Origin of the sequence: Liquorilactobacillus sicerae, assembly GCF_029916425.1 — a bacterium.
Taxonomy (GTDB): Bacteria; Bacillota; Bacilli; order Lactobacillales; family Lactobacillaceae; genus Liquorilactobacillus; species Liquorilactobacillus sicerae.
On the sequence record NZ_JAHAVQ010000115.1, the window covers coordinates 1 to 582 of the forward strand.

General features: G+C 31.4%; 2 pseudogenes. Both read left to right on the top strand.

Going from position 1 to position 582, the window contains the following annotated elements:
- Positions 1-201, top strand: a pseudogene (locus KH893_RS11525) (ECF transporter S component); the annotation flags it as partial.
- Between the two features lie 152 nt (positions 202-353).
- Positions 354-582: pseudogene (locus KH893_RS11530) on the top strand (deoxyribose-phosphate aldolase); the annotation flags it as partial.

Genomic DNA, 582 nt, shown 5'->3' on the forward strand with positions numbered 1-582 from the left:
GTTGAAATACTGGCAAACATTTTCTTTGCAATTCCTCTATATTCAGAATTTATGAACTATAACATTAGTAAAATAATCGGTTTTTGGAAATACATATTATTAATGATTCTTCCTTTCAATCTGATTGAGGGCTTGGTTTGGGGACTTGTCTATTATCCAATTGAAAGAACTTTTGAAAAAATTTTTCCTAAGCAATTGTGACGGAATAAGTAACTTCGTTACCATTTAATTTATTAATAACATTTAATGGTCCATAAAAAATAAACATTAATTTTATAAAAGGATACTTTAACGTTTCCTTTTTAATTCACCTTATAATTTATATGTAGCTATGTATAAACAAGGAGCACGAAATGGCAAACTATACATTGGATGATTTTTGTCAAATGATCGATCACACTAATTTGCACGCAGACGCAACTGCAAAAGATATGGTTAATCTCTGTGAAGAAGCCAAAAAATATCATTTTAAAATGGTCGCCGTTAATCAGGTCCAGGCAAAAATTTGTGCAGAAAACTTACGAAAAACCGATATCGATACCGGAGCGGCAATTAGTTTTCCTTTAGGGCAAACGACGATCG